The following is a 17,333-nucleotide window of genomic DNA, read 5'->3' as shown; positions in this document are numbered from 1 at the left end:
TTAGCGCTGAAGGTCAAAATAGCTGGCGATAGTGCTCATTGGCATCTCCTCAGAACGAATAGCGGATCAGCGTGAAAATCAGGGTGGCGATAAACCCGATCAGCAACGGCACCGAGGTTCTTTTGACCACCTCAATCGGGCTGACTTTGACTACTGATGCCACGATGATCACCACTGCAGAGACTGGCGACATCGCACGGATAAGGTTTGAGGTCAGCTGCATCGGCAGGGCAATCATCACCGGATCGACGTGAGCCTGGGTGGCTATCGAGGGAATAAGCTCGATAAAGGAGTAGAACACCGCATTACCGCTACCGCTGATCAGCGTGATCAGCGCGGTCAGGCCGGAGAAGATAAACATCAGGCCGATCCCGGCGTTATTGACCTCTTTAACCAGCGAGGCTACGGTGCCGATGGCCCCGATGGCGGTCAACCCGGCTACCAGGGTGCTGGCAGCCACGATCAACACCACCACCTGTGAGAAGCCTTGCCCCATACCGGTAAAGAACAGCGACGAGTTTTTCATTTGCTCGCGCAGGTCGCCCTTGCGGATCAGTTCCACAATAAAGGCCAGGGCAAACGAGAACAGGGTAATTTCCACCAGGCCGATTTTGATCTGGCGGAAGAACAGGCCAAATATCACGATCAGGAGTAACGGGATTAGTGGGAACAGGGCGTAGTAAGCCGGAGGAAGCTGGCTGTTGGTGGCCAATTTACTCTCATCGACGTCGGTAAACGCGGCTGCACCCTGGCGCTTATCCATGTACTTTTGCCAGAAATAGTGCGCGATGCCGATAATGGCCAGCACCGGCAGTGAGATAACGGCATGGTGCAGGGTGACGTAGTCCACCACGTGCTCGAAACCCAGGATTTTGGCTGCGACCACATTATCACCACCCAGCGGAGTGGGCACGATGGTGGCGGTAGTGGCAATAACCCCGGCGGCGCTGAGCGAGGACATGTTTGCCACCCGTAGAATGGGGTAGAGCGTGGCCATTAAAATCACGGCGAGGGAAGCGGCGCTGGGAATAATCAACGACAACAGTGACCCTATCCAGAATACGATCGGCACCAGAATATAGGGGGAGCGGATCTTCGCGATGGGTTTTGACATGATTTTAACCGCGACATCGTTTGCGCCAATGTGCGACATATAAGCGGAAAAGCCGAACAGCACCATGATGATGATGCCCGCCCGGCTAAACTGCTTGATGAAATCCAGCTCGATTTGTTTTAACGGATCCAACCAGACGGTGCCTGTCCCCGTTCCGGCGCTCAAAATCGGCAGGCCCAAGGTAGCTGCCGCCAACATGAGTACGATCCCTGCGCTAAACAACACCAGCTTGGTGTCGTAGTTCTTGGCAATGGCGTAACCGGCCACGACGAGTACTGCCAAGCTGATTAATAGTGCTACATCCATTTACTTTCCCTGCCATCATCAATCTTCATGATAAATATCTTTCTGTGAAGATATTTTCAAGAAGGTAAGGTCTTTGTCTATCACCAGTAACAAATAGTACCGGTAATCCTGACGGAATTCTTTGCATAATCAACACAAAAGGTGTGGCCAAACGGAGCATGGACTCAGAATAATAGTATTGATAACCCGCAGCGAGTGAGCGCTGGGACAAAATCCGCAGATTAGGGACGGGGGGATAACCGGGGGAAAATAAGCACCGACGCCGATCGCATCGGTGCTTGCAGCAAATGATGAAGTAATATTAGCCGGTGTTGCGCATCCCGGCCGCCACGCCAGCAATAGTGACCATCAGTGCCTGCTCAACGCGGGCATCCGGGTGCTCCTGCTGACGTGAACGGTGCAGCAGCTCGGCCTGCAACACGTTTAGCGGGTCGGTGTAGACGTTGCGCAACGCGATAGATTCGGCGATCCACGGCAGGTCTTCCATCAGATGATCGTCGTTGGCGATGGTCAGCACCACCTTGATATCGCTGGCCAACTGTTCCCGCAACTGTTTGCCCAGCGGCCATAGGGCCTTGTCTACCAGGCGTTGATCGTAGTATTCCGCCAGCCACAGGTCGGCTTTAGCGTATACCATCTCCAGCATCGCGATACGGGTAGAGAAGAACGGCCAGTTGTGGCACATGGCTTCCAACTGATCCTGCTTACCGGCCTTCACCGCTTCTTGCAGGCCAGCACCGGCACCCAGCCAGGCTGGCAGCATCAGGCGGTTCTGCGTCCAGGCGAAAATCCACGGAATGGCGCGCAGGCTTTCAACACCGCCGTTCGGGCGGCGTTTGGCCGGGCGTGAACCCAATGGCAGTTTCCCCAGCTCCTGCTCTGGCGTAGCGGCGCGGAAGTAAGGTACAAATTCAGGGTTTTCACGCACGTAACCGCGATACATGTTGCACGAGGTTTCGGACAGTTCATCCATCAGCGTGCGCCATTCTGGCTTAGGTTCCGGCGGTGGCAGCAGGTTGGCTTCCAACACCGCACCGGCGTACAGCGCCAGGCTGCTGATGGTGACTTCTGGCAGGCCGAATTTAAAGCGGATCATCTCGCCCTGTTCGGTCACGCGCAGGCCACCTTTCAGGCTGCCCGGCGGTTGTGATAGCAGAGCGGCGTGCGCAGGTGCGCCACCACGGCCAATTGAGCCACCACGGCCATGGAACAGCGTCAGCGCTACTCCGGCCTTCTCACAGGTTTTGATCAGTGCGTCCTGTGCGCGGTATTGTGCCCAGGAGGCCGCCATCACGCCAGCATCTTTTGCCGAGTCGGAATAGCCGATCATGACCATCTGTTTGCCCTGAATAAAGCCGCGGTACCAGTCGATGTTCAGCAACTGGGTCATCACGTCTTCGGCGTTGTTCAGATCGTCGAGGGTTTCGAACAGTGGGGCCACAGGTAGCGCGAATGGGCAACCAGTCTCTTTCAACAACAGGTGCACGGCCAAGACGTCGGACGGGGTACGAGCCATGGAAATGACGTAGGCGGCGATCGAACCTTGTGGCGCTTCGGCGACCACCTTGCAGGTTTCCAGCACTTCCTGAGTGTCTGCACTCGGCTCCCACTTCAGTGGCACCAGCGGACGCTTGGAGTTCAGCTCACGGATCAGGAATGCCTGTTTGTCGGCTTCTGACCAGCTCTCATAATCCCCCAGGCCCAGATAGCGGGTCAGTTCGGCAATGGCTTCGGTATGGCGGGTGCTTTCCTGGCGAACGTCGATACGCACCAGCGGCACGCCAAAGCAGCGTACGCGGCGCAGCGTGTCCAGCAGTTGGCCGTTGGCGATAATGCTCATGCCGCAGGCCACCAAAGATTGGTAGCAGGCGTACAGCGGTTCCCACAACTGCTCGTTATTTTCCAGCAGATCGTGTGGACGTAGCACGCGTTCACCCTTCAGGCGGCCTTCAAGGTAGGCCTGGGAACTCATCAGCTGGCTGCGTAGTTGCTTCATCAATTCGCGATAAGGTTCTTGTACTTCGTCACCACCGGCCAATGCCCGCAGCTCAGGAGTACATTCGGTCATCGATAGCTCGGAAACCAGCACCTGAATATCACGGGTGAACAGATCGCAGGCCTTCCAGCGGCTCAGCAACAGCACGTGACGGGTGATTTCAGCGGTTACGTTCGGGTTGCCATCGCGGTCGCCGCCCATCCAGGAGGTGAAGCGGATAGGCACGGCTTCTACCGGTAGGCGGTAATCGATGGAGTTTTCCAACTGTTCGTTGAACTCGCGCAGGAAGGCCGGTACACCTTCCCACAGGCTGTTTTCCACCACGGCAAAGCCCCATTTGGCTTCATCGACCGGGGATGGGCGATTCTTGCGGATCTCGTCGGTATGCCAGGATTGCGCGACCAGCTGGCGCAGACGGCGCATGATTTTATTGCGTTCGTAGTCGGCCAGGTCGTTATGGTCCAACTGGCTCAGGCAGGTGTTCACCTCAACCAGCTTGTGGATCAGGGTGCGGCGGGTGATTTCCGTTGGGTGAGCGGTCAGGACCAGCTCGATGGAAAGATCGTCCACCGCCTTTTGCAGCTGTTTGTTATCCAGCTTGTTGTCTTTCAGCTTGGTAAACAACTGCGCCAAGGCTTCCGGGTTGCTGGCCGCTTCGCCGTGTGGCGAGATGCTGTGGTATTGCTCGGCAACGTTGGTCAGATTAAGGAATTGGCTGAAGGCGCGGGCAACGGGCAGCAGCTCATCGTTGGACAGGTTCTGCAGCGTGGAGAGCAGCTCCTGACGATGCGCCTCGTTACCGGCACGTGAAGATTTGGAAAGCTTACGGATAGTTTCAACGCGATCGAGAATATGCTCGCCCAGCGCTTCTTTAATGGTATCGCCTAGCAGTTTGCCGAGCATACTGACATTACTTCGCATTGCCGAATATTGTTCGTTCATATAATCCCTGACCCAGTTCTTTGCATACTTATCATCCTCCGATCGTGGTGTTTTTCGCCACTACCTGAACACGATGAGTACGTGATTTTTCATCTTGTAAGTAAATTTCACGTGCCGTCGCAGCCTGCCGGTTTTATCTGGTCACGTGCCTGTCCAATCATCAATTGACACTATTTTTAGCAAAAAAACATCAAATTCGGCGTATTTTCTGAAATTTAATTACGCGCGGCCGGTTATCAGTCTGGCTTATCGGCTTAAATTACTACGTCTTAAGAGGTAGGGAATGGTAACCCATTCCCCTGTTGTTATTAAGGTTTATTGCCGGCAGAAATGGTCGACCAACTGACCCAGCAGCTTACGCGTTGGCTCAATAAATGCGGTATCCAGATACTCATCCGGCTGATGCGCCTGGTTGATCGAACCTGGGCCGAGCACCAGCGTTGGGCACACTTCTTGGACGAACGGCGCTTCGGTGCAGTAGTTGACCACTTCGGTGCGTGAACCCAGCAGTTTTTCAATCACTGCCACCATGTGGTGGTCGGTTGGGCATTCGTAACCAGGGATCGGCGGATGTAGCTCATCGATCGTCAAGCGGCCCGGCCAACGTTGGCTTACCGGTGCCAACGCTTCGTGCAGGAGTTCGTTGATGTTATCCAGCGTCATCCCCGGCAGCGGGCGGATATCCATATGCAGTTCACAGCAGGCACAGATACGGTTGGCCGCATCACCACCGCTGATATGGCCAAAGTTCATGGTTGGGTAAGGCACCGCAAACGCCGGGTTGTTGTAGCGCTCCTGTAGGGTTTTGCGCAATTCCATCAGATGCCCAATCGACTCATGCATCAGATCGATAGCATTGACACCGCGCGCCGGATCGCTCGAATGGCCCGACTGACCAACGATGCGGATCGCACTGGAGATATGGCCTTTATGCGCGCGCACCGGTTGCAGCGAGGTTGGCTCGCCGATGATGGCAAAGTCCGGGCGGATTTTGCTGGAGGCAGCAAAGTAGCGTGCGCCAGCCATCGTCGTTTCTTCATCGGCGGTAGCCAGAATGTACAACGGCTTGGTCAGCTTACTGGCATCGATATCGCGTACCGCATCCAGAATAAAGGCGAAGAAGCCCTTCATGTCGGCGGTCCCCAGCCCGTACAGCTTGTTGTCGTGCTCGGTCAGGGTAAAGGGATCTCGTGTCCAGCGCCCCTGATCGTAAGGCACCGTGTCCGTATGGCCCGCCAGCAGCAGGCCGCCGCTGCCTTCACCGAGGCTGGCCAGCAGGTTGAATTTGTTGCGGGTGTCCGGCACGGGCTGCACGTCGACGCGGAAGCCCAAATCGTTGAACCAGCCGGCCAGCAAGTTGATTAATGCTTCATTACTCTGATCGAGGGCGCCATCGGTGGCGCTGATCGATGGAGTGGCGATCAACGCCCGGTACAGCTCAATAAATGGAGGTAATTTCATCTTCACTGTTGACAGCCTTTGGTTAGGATAGTATCAATATTCATGCATTTATTTTGAATAAAAATACAGTAAGCTAGAGCGTAAGGGAACCTGCAACCCGGATGTTGATAAAAACATCACGCTCAACCACGTGGGTGAACCGCGCAACAACGCGACCAAGCCCTGCTACCAGGGTCGCCGTGACTCTTAGATTGCTAGCCAAGAAGGTGAAAGGCCACATGTTGAATACGCTGATTGTTGGTGCCAGCGGTTATGCCGGAGCAGAGCTCACGGCTTACCTGAATCGCCACCCACACATGAACATAACCGCTTTAGCGGTTTCAGCGCAAAGTGCAGATGCAGGAAAATTGCTTTCCGAGCTGCACCCTCAATTAAAAGGCATCGTCGATCTGCCATTACAGCCGCTGGTTGACGTTGCCGCAGCGGCCAAAGGCATCGACGTTGTTTTCCTCGCGACTGCCCATGAGGTGAGCCACGACATCGCGCCAGCATTCCTGGCCGCGGGTTGCGTGGTGTTCGATCTCTCCGGCGCATTCCGCGTGCAGGATGCTGATTTTTATCAACAGTATTATGGTTTTACACACCAGCATGCCGACTGGCTGGCGCAGGCAGTTTACGGCCTGGCGGAGTGGCAGAGTGAAAAACTCAAGCAGGCGCAGTTGATTGCCGTGCCGGGCTGCTACCCAACGGCGGCGCAGCTGGCGCTCAAACCGCTGCTCGACAAGCAATTACTGAACCTGGATCAATGGCCGGTCATCAACGCCGTTAGCGGCGTGAGTGGTGCAGGGCGTAAAGCCAGCGTCACGACCAGTTTCTGTGAAGTCAGCCTGCAACCTTATGGCCTGTTCAATCATCGTCATCAGCCAGAAATTTCTGCCCATCTTGGGGTGCCAGTTATCTTTACGCCACATTTGGGTAACTTCCCTCGGGGTATTCTGGAAACCATCACCTGCCGCCTGAACAAGGGCGTCACCGCGCAGGACGTGGCAGCGGCTTACCATGCGGCGTATGACGACAAACCATTGGTGCGGTTGTATGACCAAGGGGTGCCGGCACTGAAATCCGTGGTGGGCCTGCCGTTCTGCGATATCGGCTTTGCCGTGCAGGGCGAGCATCTGATCGCCGTAGCCGCAGAAGACAACCTGTTGAAAGGTGCGGCCGCTCAGGCGGTGCAGTGTCTGAATATCCGTTTCGGCTTCCCTGAAACCCAATCCTTACTTTAAATCAGCGTGAGTAAACAGTAATGAATCCATTGATTATCAAACTAGGTGGCGTGCTACTGGACAGTGAGGAAGCGCTGGAGCGTTTGTTTACCGCGCTGGATGTCTATCGCCAGGAACATCAGCGCCCGCTGGTGATCGTTCACGGCGGCGGCTGCGTGGTGGATGAATTGATGAAACAGCTCTCCCTGCCGGTAGTGAAGAAGAACGGCCTGCGCGTTACTCCAGCCGATCAGATCGACATCATCACCGGCGCACTGGCAGGAACGGCCAATAAAACCCTGCTGGCCTGGGCGGTGAAGCACAAAATTAATGCGGTTGGCCTGAGCCTGGCGGACGGTGGCAGCGTTGCGGTAACTCAGTTGGACCCAGCGTTGGGCCACGTGGGCCACGCAGTACCAGGAACGCCTGCGCTGCTCAATACCTTGTTGGGCGCTGGCTACCTGCCAGTGGTCAGCTCCATCGGCATCACTGCCGAAGGCCAACTGATGAACGTAAACGCCGATCAGGCTGCGACGGCCCTGGCCGCCACGCTGGGGGCGGATTTAATCTTGCTGTCGGATGTCAGCGGTATTCTCGACGGCAAAGGGCAGCGCATCGCGGAAATGACCGCACAAAAAGCCGAGCAACTGATTGCTCAAGGCATCATTACCGATGGTATGGTGGTGAAGGTCAATGCGGCGCTGGATGCTGCACGTACCCTTGGCCGCCCGGTAGATATCGCCAGCTGGCGTAATGCCGAAAAGCTCCCTGCTCTGTTTAATGGTGTGTCGATTGGCACCCGGATCCTCGCTTAAATTTAGAATTAAAAAGGAATAACACAATGCAAAACAAAGGCATCAAGAAAATCGTTCTGGCGTACTCCGGCGGTCTGGATACTTCGGCCATCATTCCGTGGCTGAAAGAGAACTACGGTGGCTGTGAAGTGGTAGCCTTCGTGGCAGACATCGGCCAGGAGCGCGGCGATCTGGAAGGCGTTGAGCAGAAAGCTCTGCAATCCGGTGCCTCTGAGTGTCATGTTGTCGATCTGCGTGAAGAGTTTATCCGTGACTATGTTTATCCGGTGCTGCAGACCGGTGCACTGTACGAAGGCAGCTACCTGCTGGGTACCTCAATGGCGCGTCCGATCATTGCCAAGGCCCAGGTTGAGCTGGCGCTGAAAGTGGGTGCCGATGCGCTGTGCCACGGGGCCACCGGTAAAGGCAACGATCAGGTGCGTTTCGAAACCACCTATACCGCATTGGCTCCGCACCTGAAGGTGGTCGCGCCTTGGCGTGAGTGGAACCTGCGTTCCCGTGAGGCCCTGCTGGATTACCTGAAAGCGCGTAATATCCCAACCACCGCTTCGCTGGAGAAGATCTACAGCCGTGACGAAAACGCCTGGCACATCTCTACCGAAGGCGGCGTGCTGGAAAGCCCGTGGAATGCACCAAACAAAGATTGCTGGGTCTGGACTGTCGATCCGTTGGAAGCCCCGGACAAGCCAGAACAAGTGACCGTCACCGTAGAGAAAGGCTGCGTGGTTGCCGTTAACGGTGAAGCCATGAGCCCGTACAAGTGCCTGGAAGCCCTGAACGTGCTGGGTGCCAAACATGGCGTGGGCCGTATCGATATCGTGGAAAACCGTCTGGTAGGCATCAAATCCCGTGGTTGCTATGAAACCCCAGGAGGCACCATTATGGTTGCTGCGCTGCGTGGGGTCGAGCAGTTGGTACTGGATCGTGATAGCTTTAAATGGCGTGAGCAGTTGGGCCTGGAAATGTCCTATGTGGTCTACGATGGTCGCTGGTTTGCTCCGCTGCGTCGTTCCATTCAGGCTTCCGCACAAGCGCTGGCGGAAGAAGTTAACGGCGAAGTGGTATTGCAACTGTATAAAGGCCAGGTGACGGCGATCCAGAAGAAATCGTCCAACAGCCTGTACTCAGAAGAATTTGCGACCTTTGGCGAAGACGAAGTTTACGATCACAGCCATGCGGGTGGTTTTATCCGTCTGTTCTCGCTCTCTTCCCGTATCCGCGCGTTGAACGAGAAGAAAAAGTAACGTCGTTGGTTTAGCGTCAATTTGAGGGGCGCAGCATGCTGCGCCCTTTCGCATACTTATTCAGGAGCAAGATTATGGCACTTTGGGGCGGACGGTTTAGTCAGGCAGCGGATCAGCGGTTCAAACAGTTAAATGATTCCCTGCGCTTCGACTATCGCCTGGCGGAACAGGATATTGTGGGCTCCGTCGCCTGGTCAAAAGCGCTGGTGACCGTCAACGTACTGACGTCAGCAGAGCAACAGCAGCTTGAGCAGGCACTGAACGTGCTGCTGGAAGAAGTGCAGGCCGATCCTCTGGCGATCGTTAACAGCGACGCAGAAGATATTCACAGCTGGGTCGAGCAGAAGCTGATCGAGAAAGTCGGCGATCTGGGCAAAAAGCTGCATACCGGCCGTAGCCGTAACGATCAGGTGGCCACCGATCTGAAACTGTGGTGCAAACATCAGGTTAGTGAACTGCATCAGGCATTGGTACAGCTGCAACAGGCGCTGGTAGAAACCGCCGAAGCCAATCAGGATGCGGTGATGCCGGGTTACACCCACCTCCAGCGTGCCCAGCCGGTAACTTTTGCCCACTGGTGCCTCGCTTACGTTGAGATGCTGGCGCGTGATGAAAGCCGCCTGCAGGATACGTTGAAACGTCTGGACGTTAGCCCGCTGGGTAGCGGTGCCTTGGCCGGAACTGCTTATCCGATCGACCGTGAACAACTGGCTGGCTGGTTGGGTTTTGCCTCTGCCACGCGCAACAGCCTGGACAGCGTCTCCGATCGTGATCACGTGCTGGAGCTGCTGTCCAATGCTGCCATCAGCATGGTGCACCTGTCGCGCTTTGCCGAAGATCTGATCTTCTTCAACAGCGGCGAAGCGGCGTTTGTCGAGCTTTCGGATCGCGTGACCTCAGGTTCATCCCTGATGCCACAGAAGAAAAACCCGGACGCGTTAGAGCTGATCCGTGGCAAGTCTGGCCGTGTGCAAGGGGCCTTGACCGGCATGATGATGACGTTGAAAGGCCTGCCGTTGGCTTACAACAAAGACATGCAGGAAGACAAAGAAGGGCTGTTCGACGCGCTCGACACGTGGATGGATTGCCTGCAGATGGCGGCATTGGTGCTGGACGGCATTCAGGTGAAGCGCCCGCGTTGCCAAGAAGCGGCACAGCAAGGCTATGCCAACGCCACCGAACTGGCAGACTATCTGGTTGCCAAAGGTGTGCCGTTCCGCGAAGCGCACCACATTGTAGGTGAAGCAGTAGTGGAAGCGATCCGCCAGGGCAAGCCGTTGGAAGACCTGCCGCTGAGCGATTTGCAGAAGTTCAACAGCGTGATTGGAGACGACGTTTATCCGATCCTGTCGTTGCAATCTTGCCTGGATAAGCGCGCAGCCAAGGGCGGCGTTTCTCCACAGCAGGTTGCCTATGCGATCGCCGAGGCAAAAAAACGCCTGTTCTAAGCTACGCTTGAGGGCAGCGCAATGCTGCCTTTATCCTGCCAATCGGGCGCACAAATAACGGTTCAGGCTAACGCCTTCATCCATAGCATTTATCGCCAGACGGCGATGCTGTTCCGGGGCCATCCGCAGCACCAGTTTCCCACTGAAGCTTTTCTCTGCCAGTGCCTCTGGCGGCGTTTCGCCCTGGGCGAGCATATCGGCAATCACATCGCTCACCAGCTTTTCAATACCGTCCAACGCAGCGGTACGGGTAGGTGCCAGCCATGACAGAGAGGGAAACTCCGTACAGAGGCCGACATACTCGCTATCCTCCGCTGACCAGGTTATGCGGTAAGTGTAATGCTCATGTTTTTCCATTTTCTTCCTCCAGTTTAGCCAGTGCGCTGATCACCTGCTTGACTTGATATCCCTTTGCCATGCCGCTATCTGCACGTTGAATGTTCACGCGTGGATCCCCCGGCCAAGGCATCTTGTAAACCTTGTGGCTACCACCGTTCAAGCGAGGTGGGCCAAACCAGTAAGTGCAGATCTTTACCAATGTGTTGAATTTGATATTGGCTTGCCGCTGTTGCAGATCGTCAATGGTTTCTCTGAGTCCTTTCATTTAGTGCCCTATATTAGTATCAATATTGATATCATTTCAAGATAAAGGAGCATAAAAATGACGCTAAAACCAAAACTCGGCAAGCAAGGGGATTCAAGGCTGGAATGACATACGCAAAAAACCGGGCACGGAGGCCCGGTTGTGCTGACTGACGCAATAGCGAAAGGCTTATTCGCCAGGGCAACGCTGGCAGCGTTCTGCCTCAGACTCACCCAGCTTCAGCTTGGCTTGCAGATCGCGTAGCGCGGTACGCAACCCTTCTTCGATCACCGGATGGTAGAACGGCATATCCAGCATTTGGTCGATGGTCATTTGCTGCTGATGTGCCCAGGCCAGCAGATGGGCGATATGCTCCACGTCCGGCCCCATCATTTCAGCACCCAGGAAGCGGCCAGTCCCTTGCTCACCATAGACGTGCAAGATGCCTTTATTGCGTAGCATTACCCGGGAACGGCCCTGGTTTTCGAACGATACGGCACCCACTTCAAAGCAGCCACAGGCACTGAATTTCTGGTTCAGTTCACGGAAGGTCGAGCCGACCATGGCGATTTGCGGGTCTGAGAACACCACGGAAATCGCGCTACGGCGCAAGCCTGGTGTTACTTCTGGGAAGCTGCCCGCATTGTGCCCGGCAATACGGGCCTGATCGCTGGCTTCGTGCAGCAATGGCAACTGGTTACTGGCATCCCCGGCGATGAAAATATGCGGCACGCTGGTTTGCATGGTTAAGCGATCGGCCTGTGGCACGCCTTTGGCATCCAGCACCAGGGTGGTATTTTCCAATCCCAGCTTGTCGACGTTCGGGCGGCGGCCGGTGGCGGCCAGCACGTAATCCACCATCATTTCCTGCGTTTGGCCGTGCAGATCCTGGTAGCGGATAAACACTTTGTCGCCTTCGCGTTGCATGATGTCTACTTTGACATCCGGGTCGAGATAGAACTCTTCACCCAGCGTTTTAGCGGCATATTCCCGCACTACGCTGTCGGTCAGCGGGCCAACCGCGCCGCCAACGCCGAACACTTTAGTGGCAACGCCAAGGCGATGCAGCGCCTGGCCCAGTTCCAAACCGATCACCCCTGGGCCAAATACCGCGACGGACTGCGGCAAATCATCCCAGTTAAATACATCGTCATTGACGATCAGGCGATCGCCCAGATCGTTCCACGGCGCAGGCCAGCTAGGGCGGGAGCCGGTGGCAATTACGATACGCTGCGCGACGATGCGCGTATGCTCGTCAACCTGCAAAGTGTTGTCGTCAATGAAGCGGGCATAGCCCTGAATTTTGTCTGCGGCCGGGATGCTATCGACCCCTTCCAGTACAAAACCGACGAAGCGATCGCGCTCGCGTTTGACGCGATCCATCACTTCACGGCCATTGATGGTGGTTTTTCCCGCAGGATGGATACCAAACCCTGGAGCCCGTTCGATCTGGTGCACCGCTTCTGCCGCAGCAATCAGCAATTTGGAAGGCATACAGCCAACGCGGGCACAGGTCGTGCCAAAAGGTCCGCCCTCAATCATCACCACGCTCGGGGTAGAAAGTTTTGCTGCGCGGTAAGCGCCTAGCCCGGCAGTGCCGCTGCCAATAACGGCGACGTCGACATTCAACAGTTTCATATCCGCTCCTGAAGGGAATAAAAAAAGGGCGGGTTAGCACCCGCCAAAAGTCACATTACTGCTATGCCGTTGGTTTTTTCAGGCGACAGATTGTTGAACCGTGCCTGAGGCCCATCGGGTTTATTTTTATCATTCAGGCTGACAGGAAGTTTTCCAGATCGTCGCTACCACCGATGTGGCGACCACCGATAAACACCTGTGGCACGGTAGCGCGGCCGCTGACAGCGCGCAGGCTGACCGTGGTCGCGTCTTGGCCCAACACGATTTCTTCATATTGGATCCCGCGCTCTTGCAGCATTTGTTTGGCTTTGGCGCAGAACGGGCAACCCGGTTTGGTGAACAGGGAAACCGATTCCTGCACTTGGAATTCCGGTGCCAGGTATTTCAGCATGGTGTCAGCGTCAGAAACTTCAAACGGGTCGCCCGGCTTGTTTGGTTCGACGAACATTTTTTCTACCACACCGTTACGCACCAGCATGGAGTAGCGCCATGAACGCGGGCCAAAGCCCAGATCGGCTTTCTCAACCAGCATGTTCATGCCCTTGGTGAATTCACCGTTGCCGTCCGGCACGAAGGTAATATTTTCGGCGTGTTGATCGGCTTTCCAGGCGTTCATCACAAAGGTGTCGTTCACCGAGACGCACAGGATGCTGTCAACGCCGTGTTGCTTGAACACGCTAGACAGTTCGTTATAGCGCGGCAAATGGCTTGATGAGCAGGTTGGGGTGAACGCGCCCGGCAAGGAGAACAGGATCACGGTTTTGTCTTTAAACAGGTCATCCGTGGTGACATCGATCCATTGGTCGCCCTGGCGAGTATGGAAGGTAACCTGAGGGACTTTTTTGCCTTCTTGACTGGTAAACATGAATTAACCCCTTAATTAGAAAAATGAATTTTTTATGTTGGCGCCGTTGCGCTTCGTTGGGGGACATTATTCACTGCGGGGCTTGATAGTTCTAATCACTCGTTGCTATCTTATCTATCGCCATGAGCTATCATGGCCAGGAGGGAAACAACAATGAATATTCGTGATTTAGAGTATCTGGTCGCCTTGGCCGAGCACCGCCACTTCCGGCGTGCTGCCGACTCATGCCATGTCAGTCAACCAACATTGAGTGGACAGATCCGCAAGCTGGAAGACGAGTTGGGCGTGATGCTGCTCGAGCGGACCAGCCGTAAGGTGCTTTTCACGCAGGCAGGCTTACTGCTGGTGGAGCAGGCGCGCACCGTGCTACGCGAAGTCAAAGTCTTGAAGGAAATGGCCAGCCAGCAGGGGGAGGCGATGTCCGGGCCGTTGCATATCGGCCTGATCCCTACCGTGGGGCCTTATCTGCTGCCGCAGATTATCCCGACGCTGCATAAATCCTTTCCCAAGCTGGAAATGTACCTGCACGAAGCACAAACCCATCAACTGTTGGCACAGCTGGACAGCGGCAAGTTGGACTGCGCTATTCTTGCCTTGGTGAAAGAAACCGAAGCCTTTATCGAAGTGCCTTTGTTCGATGAACCGATGCAATTGGCAGTCTATTCCGACCATCCGTGGGCGCAGCGCGAACGCGTGGCGATGGCCGATTTGGCGGGTGAAAAACTGCTGATGCTGGAAGATGGCCACTGCTTACGCGATCAGGCGCTGGGCTTTTGCTTCCAGGCCGGTGCGGATGAGGATACCCACTTCCGCGCGACCAGTCTGGAAACGCTGCGTAATATGGTTGCCGCAGGCAGTGGGATAACGCTGTTGCCCGCCTTGGCAGTACCGCGTGAACGCGAGCGTGACGGCGTCTGCTATCTGGAGTGCTACAAACCGGAACCGAAGCGCACCATTGCTCTGGTGTATCGCCCCGGCTCCCCGCTGCGTAGCCGCTATGAGCAGTTGGCCGAGGCTATTCGCGAACACATGCAGAACTACCTGAAAGCGAACTTAAAACAGGCGGTTTAAGCCGTTTAGCGCTGCCACGCGGTAGGCTTCGGCCATGGTCGGATAATTGAAGGTGGTATTGACGAAATACTCGATGGTATTACCTTCACCTTTCTGTTCCATGATCGCCTGACCGATGTGAATGATCTCTGCCGCACGCTCACCAAAGCAGTGGATCCCCAGGATCTGCAAGGTATCGCGGTGGAACAGGATCTTCAGGCTACCCACGTTCATGCCGGCAATCTGCGCCCGGGCCAGGTGTTTGAACTGGGCGCGGCCCACTTCGTAGGGCACTTTCATTGCCGTCAGTTCCTGCTCGGTTTTACCGACGGAGCTGATTTCTGGAATGGTATAAATGCCCGTTGGAATGTCTTCGATCAGATGCCCGCTGGCTTCCCCAGAAGAGATGGCCTGAGCGGCGATGCGTCCCTGGTCATAAGCGGCAGACGCCAGGCTCGGATAGCCGATCACGTCACCCACGGCATAAATGTGGGATACGGCGGTCTGATACATGCTGTTGACCTTCAGCAAGCCACGGCTATCTGATTCCAGACCCACGTTCTCCAGACCCAGCGCATCGGTGTTACCGGTACGACCATTGGCGTACAGCAGGCAATCGGCCTTCACTTTCTTGCCGGATTTCAGATGCACAATCACGCCATCGTCGGTGCCTTCGATCTTCTCGAACTCTTCATTGTGGCGGATCACCACGCCGTTATTCCAGAAGTGATAAGACAGAGAATCTGACATCTCCTGATCGAGGAACGCCAGCAACCGATCGCGGGTGTTGATCAAGTCCACTTTCACGTTCAAGCCACGGAAGATAGAAGCATATTCGCAGCCAATCACCCCGGCGCCGTAGATAATCACGTGGCGTGGCTCGTGGTTCAGCTCCAGGATGGAGTCGCTGTCATAAATGCGCGAGTGGTTAAAATCAACGCCGTTCGGATGATAAGGGCGTGAACCACAGGCGATCACGATATGGTCGGCGCGGATGGTATCCTGTGTGCCATCCATATAGCTTACGCTGACGGTGTTGGCGTCGATAAACTTGGCGTTACCGGCGAACAGCTTGCACTGGTTACGCTCGTAGAACCCTTGGCGCATGCGTGTTTGCTGGTTAATCACGCTGTCGGCGTGGCGTAAAATGTCAGGGAAGGTGGCGCTAAGGGTGCGGGAGTTGTTGTAAAGCGGGTTCTGGTTGAATTCGATAATGCGGCTGACGGCGTGGCGGAGGGCTTTTGAGGGGATGGTTCCCCAGTGAGTACAGCCGCCGCCCACGTTATTGTACCGTTCGATCACGGCCACGCGGGCACCTTGTTTCACCAGACCCATGGCTGCGCCTTCACCACCAGGGCCGGAGCCGATGATAATGGCATCAAATTGATAGTGTTGTTGCATGTAGGAGAGACCTGTTCTTATACAAATTTACAACGGTATCTTAACATCATAGCGCTGCGTGCCCAATTACCATTAGCCTTTTTGTGGCAAAGCACAATCGGTGTGGCCTAGAACTGTGACAAAGCGCGTTTGTATAAATGCTGTTGCAATAAATTTGCTATATTGCCAGTTCTGCGGCGTTAGACTGAAGAAGGGAAGTCATCCGGATATGCAAATGGGCGTCAGAGCACAACAAAAAGAACGCACTCGTCGTTCCCTCATTGAGGCGGCTTTCAGCCAACTGAGTGCCGAGCGCAGTTTTGCCAGCCTGAGCCTGCGTGAAGTCTCACGAGAGGCGGGCATCGCGCCCACGTCTTTCTATCGCCATTTTCGCGATGTGGATGAGCTTGGGCTCACCATGGTTGACGAAAGCGGCCTGATGTTGCGCCAATTGATGCGCCAGGCACGCCAGCGTATTGCCAAAGGCGGCAGCGTGATCCGCACGTCGGTATCGACCTTTATGGAGTTTATCGGCAATAATCCCAACGCCTTTCGGCTGTTGCTGCGTGAACGTTCCGGCACCTCGGCTGCATTTCGTGCGGCGGTAGCACGGGAAATCCAACATTTTATCGCCGAACTGGCAGATTACCTTGAGCTGGAAAACCATATGCCGCGCAGTTTTACCGAGGCGCAGGCGGAAGCTATGGTGACGATTGTCTTCAGTGCCGGTGCGGAAGCGCTGGATATTGATATTGAACAACGGCGGCAGCTTGAAGAAAGGTTAGTGTTGCAACTGCGGATGATCTCCAAAGGAGCCTATTATTGGTATCGCCGCGAACAAGAAAAAGCATCTGTATCCCACGTATAACAAGGTGAAAGTCATGGAAAAACTAAGCCGTGAGAATGGTACTTTACTGCTGGCGTTGATTGCCGGCCTGTCCGTAAACGGTTCCTTTGCCGCGCTGTTCAGCTCGGTGGTGTCGTTTTCAGCCTTCCCGTTGATTGCTTTGGTGTTGGCGGTATATTGCCTGCATCAGCGTTACCTGAACCAGCCAATGCCGGATGGCATGCCAAAATTGGCGGCCGGCTGTTTCCTGTTGGGCATCCTGGGATATAGTGCGATCGTGCGTGCGGAATATCCGCAGATCGGCTCGAACTTCCTGCCCTCGATTGTCTGCGTGGTGCTGGTGTTCTGGATTGGTTTCCAATTGAGGAAACGCAATACCGCCACTGTTCAGCATTAAAAATGGTTTCATCGAGGAAAGGCACTCCGTGGAGTGCCTTTTTTG

General features: G+C 55.3%; 15 protein-coding genes. 7 read left to right on the top strand and 8 right to left on the bottom strand.

All coding sequences use genetic code 11. The features are described from left to right. Nucleotides 1-49 precede the first annotated feature (49 nt). The 3 genes from dcuC to argE all read right to left on the bottom strand — a co-directional run bounded on the left by dcuC (nt 50) and on the right by argE (nt 5,819). A complete protein-coding gene (gene dcuC, locus ACKWMY_RS15340) occupies nt 50-1,420 on the bottom strand; it encodes a C4-dicarboxylate transporter DcuC (RefSeq protein WP_024527915.1) in 1,371 nt (456 codons plus the stop codon). A gap of 301 nt (nt 1,421-1,721) precedes the next feature. Then, on the bottom strand, nt 1,722-4,358 hold the full coding sequence (ppc, locus tag ACKWMY_RS15335) for a phosphoenolpyruvate carboxylase (RefSeq protein ID WP_409486567.1): 2,637 nt from the start codon (nt 4,356-4,358) through the stop codon (nt 1,722-1,724). 315 nt (nt 4,359-4,673) lie between these two features. Continuing rightward, the gene (argE, locus tag ACKWMY_RS15330) at nt 4,674-5,819 is read right to left on the bottom strand and encodes an acetylornithine deacetylase (RefSeq protein WP_074029946.1); all 1,146 of its coding nucleotides are present in this window, start codon (nt 5,817-5,819) and stop codon (nt 4,674-4,676) included. A gap of 218 nt (nt 5,820-6,037) precedes the next feature. On the opposite strand from argE, the gene argC reads away from it, so the two are divergent. The 4 genes from argC to argH all read left to right on the top strand — a co-directional run bounded on the left by argC (nt 6,038) and on the right by argH (nt 10,528). Continuing rightward, nucleotides 6,038-7,042, top strand: coding sequence for an N-acetyl-gamma-glutamyl-phosphate reductase (gene argC / locus ACKWMY_RS15325; RefSeq protein WP_024482861.1), 1,005 nt, complete (start codon nt 6,038-6,040; stop codon nt 7,040-7,042). A gap of 20 nt (nt 7,043-7,062) precedes the next feature. Then, on the top strand, nt 7,063-7,836 hold the full coding sequence (argB, locus tag ACKWMY_RS15320; RefSeq protein ID WP_021181908.1) for an acetylglutamate kinase: 774 nt from the start codon (nt 7,063-7,065) through the stop codon (nt 7,834-7,836). Nucleotides 7,837-7,862: 26 nt separating this feature from the next. Continuing rightward, nucleotides 7,863-9,080: an argininosuccinate synthase gene (locus ACKWMY_RS15315; RefSeq protein WP_409486566.1), complete on the top strand. Its 1,218-nt coding sequence runs from the start codon at nt 7,863-7,865 to the stop codon at nt 9,078-9,080. A gap of 74 nt (nt 9,081-9,154) precedes the next feature. Then, the gene (argH, locus tag ACKWMY_RS15310) at nt 9,155-10,528 is read left to right on the top strand and encodes an argininosuccinate lyase (RefSeq protein WP_074029953.1); all 1,374 of its coding nucleotides are present in this window, start codon (nt 9,155-9,157) and stop codon (nt 10,526-10,528) included. 30 nt (nt 10,529-10,558) lie between these two features. Here argH and ACKWMY_RS15305 read toward each other — a convergent pair whose 3' ends face one another. From ACKWMY_RS15305 to ACKWMY_RS15290, 4 genes are all read right to left on the bottom strand, one after another. Next, complete coding sequence (locus tag ACKWMY_RS15305) at nt 10,559-10,885, bottom strand: type II toxin-antitoxin system HicB family antitoxin (RefSeq protein WP_074029954.1); 327 nt, start codon at nt 10,883-10,885, stop codon at nt 10,559-10,561. Next, the gene (locus tag ACKWMY_RS15300; RefSeq protein WP_074029955.1) at nt 10,872-11,132 is read right to left on the bottom strand and encodes a toxin HicA; all 261 of its coding nucleotides are present in this window, start codon (nt 11,130-11,132) and stop codon (nt 10,872-10,874) included. Before ACKWMY_RS15300 ends, ACKWMY_RS15305 begins: the two co-directional genes overlap by 14 nt. A gap of 168 nt (nt 11,133-11,300) precedes the next feature. After that, a complete protein-coding gene (locus ACKWMY_RS15295; RefSeq protein WP_409486565.1) occupies nt 11,301-12,749 on the bottom strand; it encodes a dihydrolipoyl dehydrogenase in 1,449 nt (482 codons plus the stop codon). A gap of 133 nt (nt 12,750-12,882) precedes the next feature. Then, entirely contained in the window at nt 12,883-13,614 is a 732-nt protein-coding gene (locus tag ACKWMY_RS15290) for a glutathione peroxidase (protein ID WP_024482856.1), read from the bottom strand. A 153-nt stretch (nt 13,615-13,767) separates the two neighbouring features. On the opposite strand from ACKWMY_RS15290, the gene oxyR reads away from it, so the two are divergent. Beyond that, complete coding sequence (gene oxyR, locus ACKWMY_RS15285; protein ID WP_024527923.1) at nt 13,768-14,685, top strand: DNA-binding transcriptional regulator OxyR; 918 nt, start codon at nt 13,768-13,770, stop codon at nt 14,683-14,685. Here the strand turns inward: oxyR and sthA are convergent. Then, nucleotides 14,668-16,065 (bottom strand): Si-specific NAD(P)(+) transhydrogenase, encoded by a 1,398-nt coding sequence (gene sthA, locus ACKWMY_RS15280; protein WP_021807209.1) that lies wholly within the window; start codon nt 16,063-16,065, stop codon nt 14,668-14,670. The two genes, oxyR and sthA, sit on opposite strands and share 18 nt — an antisense overlap. A 214-nt stretch (nt 16,066-16,279) precedes the next feature. On the opposite strand from sthA, the gene fabR reads away from it, so the two are divergent. Continuing rightward, nucleotides 16,280-16,912, top strand: coding sequence for an HTH-type transcriptional repressor FabR (gene fabR, locus ACKWMY_RS15275; RefSeq protein WP_024482854.1), 633 nt, complete (start codon nt 16,280-16,282; stop codon nt 16,910-16,912). A 13-nt stretch (nt 16,913-16,925) separates the two neighbouring features. Further along, nucleotides 16,926-17,288: a YijD family membrane protein gene (locus ACKWMY_RS15270; RefSeq protein WP_024527924.1), complete on the top strand. Its 363-nt coding sequence runs from the start codon at nt 16,926-16,928 to the stop codon at nt 17,286-17,288. The last annotated feature ends 45 nt before the right edge of the window (nt 17,289-17,333 follow it).

Origin of the sequence: Serratia sp. J2, assembly GCF_046269175.1 — a bacterium.
GTDB lineage: Bacteria > Pseudomonadota > Gammaproteobacteria > Enterobacterales > Enterobacteriaceae > Chania > Chania fonticola_C.
The sequence above is the reverse complement of the archived record's forward strand: the minus strand, read 5'-3'. Positions and strand labels throughout refer to the sequence as shown.

Bases quoted from the DNA above. Each gene is read 5' to 3' on its own strand.
- ACKWMY_RS15300 (WP_074029955.1), bottom strand. From the start codon at position 11,132: ATGAAAGGACTCAGAGAAACCATTGACGATCTGCAACAGCGGCAAGCC.
- sthA (WP_021807209.1), bottom strand. From the start codon at position 16,065: ATGCAACAACACTATCAATTTGATGCCATTATCATCGGCTCCGGCCCT.
- argB (WP_021181908.1), top strand. From the start codon at position 7,063: ATGAATCCATTGATTATCAAACTAGGTGGCGTGCTACTGGACAGTGAG.
- ACKWMY_RS15315 (WP_409486566.1), top strand. From the start codon at position 7,863: ATGCAAAACAAAGGCATCAAGAAAATCGTTCTGGCGTACTCCGGCGGT.
- ACKWMY_RS15295 (WP_409486565.1), bottom strand. From the start codon at position 12,749: ATGAAACTGTTGAATGTCGACGTCGCCGTTATTGGCAGCGGCACTGCC.
- ACKWMY_RS15305 (WP_074029954.1), bottom strand. From the start codon at position 10,885: ATGGAAAAACATGAGCATTACACTTACCGCATAACCTGGTCAGCGGAG.
- ppc (WP_409486567.1), bottom strand. From the start codon at position 4,358: ATGAACGAACAATATTCGGCAATGCGAAGTAATGTCAGTATGCTCGGC.
- dcuC (WP_024527915.1), bottom strand. From the start codon at position 1,420: ATGGATGTAGCACTATTAATCAGCTTGGCAGTACTCGTCGTGGCCGGT.
- oxyR (WP_024527923.1), top strand. From the start codon at position 13,768: ATGAATATTCGTGATTTAGAGTATCTGGTCGCCTTGGCCGAGCACCGC.
- argH (WP_074029953.1), top strand. From the start codon at position 9,155: ATGGCACTTTGGGGCGGACGGTTTAGTCAGGCAGCGGATCAGCGGTTC.
- fabR (WP_024482854.1), top strand. From the start codon at position 16,280: ATGGGCGTCAGAGCACAACAAAAAGAACGCACTCGTCGTTCCCTCATT.
- argC (WP_024482861.1), top strand. From the start codon at position 6,038: ATGTTGAATACGCTGATTGTTGGTGCCAGCGGTTATGCCGGAGCAGAG.
- ACKWMY_RS15290 (WP_024482856.1), bottom strand. From the start codon at position 13,614: ATGTTTACCAGTCAAGAAGGCAAAAAAGTCCCTCAGGTTACCTTCCAT.
- ACKWMY_RS15270 (WP_024527924.1), top strand. From the start codon at position 16,926: ATGGAAAAACTAAGCCGTGAGAATGGTACTTTACTGCTGGCGTTGATT.
- argE (WP_074029946.1), bottom strand. From the start codon at position 5,819: ATGAAATTACCTCCATTTATTGAGCTGTACCGGGCGTTGATCGCCACT.